Raw genomic sequence first — 2,358 nt, forward strand, 5'->3', positions numbered from 1 at the left:
AAGAATATGTCCTTTCGCCAAAATGGCTGCCAAAACCCACAGCAGAACATTGTCCTTACCGACAACAACACGACGTACCTGGTTCAGTATCTGTTGCGCGTAGCCAGTTACCGCATTTTCTACCGTTTGCATCCAAACACCTCCGAATACAATTTTTATTTATTATATCGATTTGATACAAGGATTACAAGTTGTTCAACAAATCTTAAGGAATGAGGCATCTGATAGACTAATTCTTAAGGGAACTTGATATTTAGGGTGCTTTAATCTATAATAAAAAAGAAAGAAGGTGGAAAGTGGTGTCTTACCGATTCAAAGAAGCTCGCCTGCAGGCCGGACTGACAACTGTTCAGTTGGCTCAGAAAATGGGTCTGACTCAAGCTGCTGTCAGCCAGTGGGAATCCGGCAAAAAAGTTCCCGGCATCGAAACAATTTCTCGCCTTGCGGATCTGTATGGTGTGACGGTGGACTATCTTCTTGGTCGAGATATAGGTTCCAGTAATGTGATGATGTCTACAGAAATATTGGATGCCTCTACCCTGCCCATTCTCCACGGTGAGCCTGTCTGGGAATCAGAGCACGGCTGGGGCATTGTAAATGCTATTCAAAAGAATGTTGTTTTCGTGGCAGGACAAACGATTCCCTTCGAGGAACTCCATAACCTGAGGGTGCTTCCTCCTGCCTTTACCGTAGGGTATCTCCCTCATGGAGCGCCAGTAGCACGTGAGAATTTGAAAGATTACACGCAGCTTTGGATCGAACCAATTCTCCCAGACTCATTTTCGCGTGATGAATTACGCGGCTGGTATAAGATTTTCTCTTTCTATGTTGAAAATGAGTATGGTGTGAGATTCATGTTTGATACCTATGGTTCCAAATGGCTTGCATTTGAACAGAAATTATAACGAAAGGCGTCAGTGTATTTGTACTGACGCCTTTATCTGTTAACCCAAATCTTCCCGAAGAATTGCATACTGCGCAATGTCACAGATTCCCTGGTTATTACGATCAGATGCACGGCTTGTACCCTCATACTTCATGCCGCACTTTTGCATGACACCACCAGAATGGGGGTTATTAATATCATGTTTGGCTTCAATCCGATTCACCCCAACTTCCGTAAACAGGAACTGCATCACCGCTGTCAGAGCCTCAGTCATGATGCCCTTATGCCACCAGGATTGGCCAATACAATAACCTATTTCAGCCTCTGCAATATCATCCCGATGATGGACAACACTTATAGAACCGATAGGCTCCCCAATTTCTTTCAGTTCAATCATCCACTGATAGAAATCAGGCTTCTCATATTCTTTGATCCACATATCCAGAATGGTATATGCACTATCAATGCTCTGATAGGTAGGCCAGGTCAAAAACTTGGTAACCTCCGGATCAGAAGCCCAATTGCGGAGCATCGGTTCTGCATCCGTCATCTGTGCCATTCTTAGAATGAGTCTGGGTGTTTCAATTAACTGCGTTCCTTTGTGTTCCATTTTCTTTCCTCCCATCAAAAATAAAAAAGTGCAAGCTGAAACTTTCATTTCGGCTTGCACTGTATCTTTTCTATAATCCTTGCTATAAAGTTATTCTAAAAAAGAGTATGACAATGTAAGCCCGACGTTATGCTTAGGCATAACCATGGCGGACTTGTTATTTACTACATTAAAGCAATAACGATACATTGTCAGTTTTCCTTTCAATTTTTCTGTATTATATGACTCTCTCGTTCATTTGTCAATAACTGTAGATCCTAGCTTGCAATAGTTGTTATGGCTTATTGAACATCCTCAGTTACTTTCAGAATATTGAGACCAATTACATGAAGGCCTGCCGACGAATAGTCTTTATTCAGCACTTCACCGATCCAAACCTCACCATTTCCCATCATAATTCCGGCGTAATTGCAGAACATATCGATACAACTCTCATTACGAATCGCTTCAATCGAATCTTCATCCAGTTGTGCTTCAAATGGAGCTGCCAAAAAGGAAGTGCTATCTTCATATGTAACACCAGCAATTGTGATAGGATAGGCAACAAATTCAGACAATCTTTCCCAGTCCTCTGCAAGGATGCATTCCCGGACTTCTTTCGCAAACTGCTCTACTTCGGACTTCGTGCAATTCGTACACACAGAATAATAATCTGCATTGTGAGTCTCCCCAGGCTCATTCAGTGTTGTTTGAGTTGGGCTGGTACCAGCAGGAAGAGTGTCTTCCATATTCATAGTCTCAATATGACTTGCCGGAACAGTAGTTTCAGTTGTCTGCGTATTGTCCTCTCCTGTACAAGCAGTCATTAAAGAAATGCACAGGAACATAGCTAAAACAATTGCAATAGTCTTTTTCATTGAAA

The 2,358-nt window shown here is 42.2% G+C and carries 3 protein-coding genes; 1 reads left to right on the top strand and 2 read right to left on the bottom strand.

The window, feature by feature from the left end; translation table 11 throughout:
* Positions 1 to 299: 299 nt before the first annotated feature.
* Positions 300 to 905 (top strand): helix-turn-helix domain-containing protein, encoded by a 606-nt coding sequence (locus ACJMLO_RS08285; RefSeq protein ID WP_405295746.1) that lies wholly within the window; start codon positions 300 to 302, stop codon positions 903 to 905.
* Between the two features lie 39 nt (positions 906 to 944).
* Here ACJMLO_RS08285 and ACJMLO_RS08290 read toward each other — a convergent pair whose 3' ends face one another.
* Both ACJMLO_RS08290 and ACJMLO_RS08295 read right to left on the bottom strand, forming a co-directional pair.
* On the bottom strand, positions 945 to 1,544 hold the full coding sequence (locus tag ACJMLO_RS08290) for a GNAT family N-acetyltransferase (RefSeq protein WP_405295748.1): 600 nt from the start codon (positions 1,542 to 1,544) through the stop codon (positions 945 to 947).
* 233 nt (positions 1,545 to 1,777) lie between these two features.
* Positions 1,778 to 2,137 carry a hypothetical protein gene (locus tag ACJMLO_RS08295; protein ID WP_405295750.1) on the bottom strand — a complete coding sequence of 120 codons (360 nt, stop codon included), beginning with the start codon at positions 2,135 to 2,137 and terminating at the stop codon, positions 1,778 to 1,780.
* Positions 2,138 to 2,358: the final 221 nt, after the last annotated feature.

This window comes from Methanobrevibacter sp. (genome assembly GCF_045120835.1).
GTDB lineage: Archaea > Methanobacteriota > Methanobacteria > Methanobacteriales > Methanobacteriaceae > Methanocatella.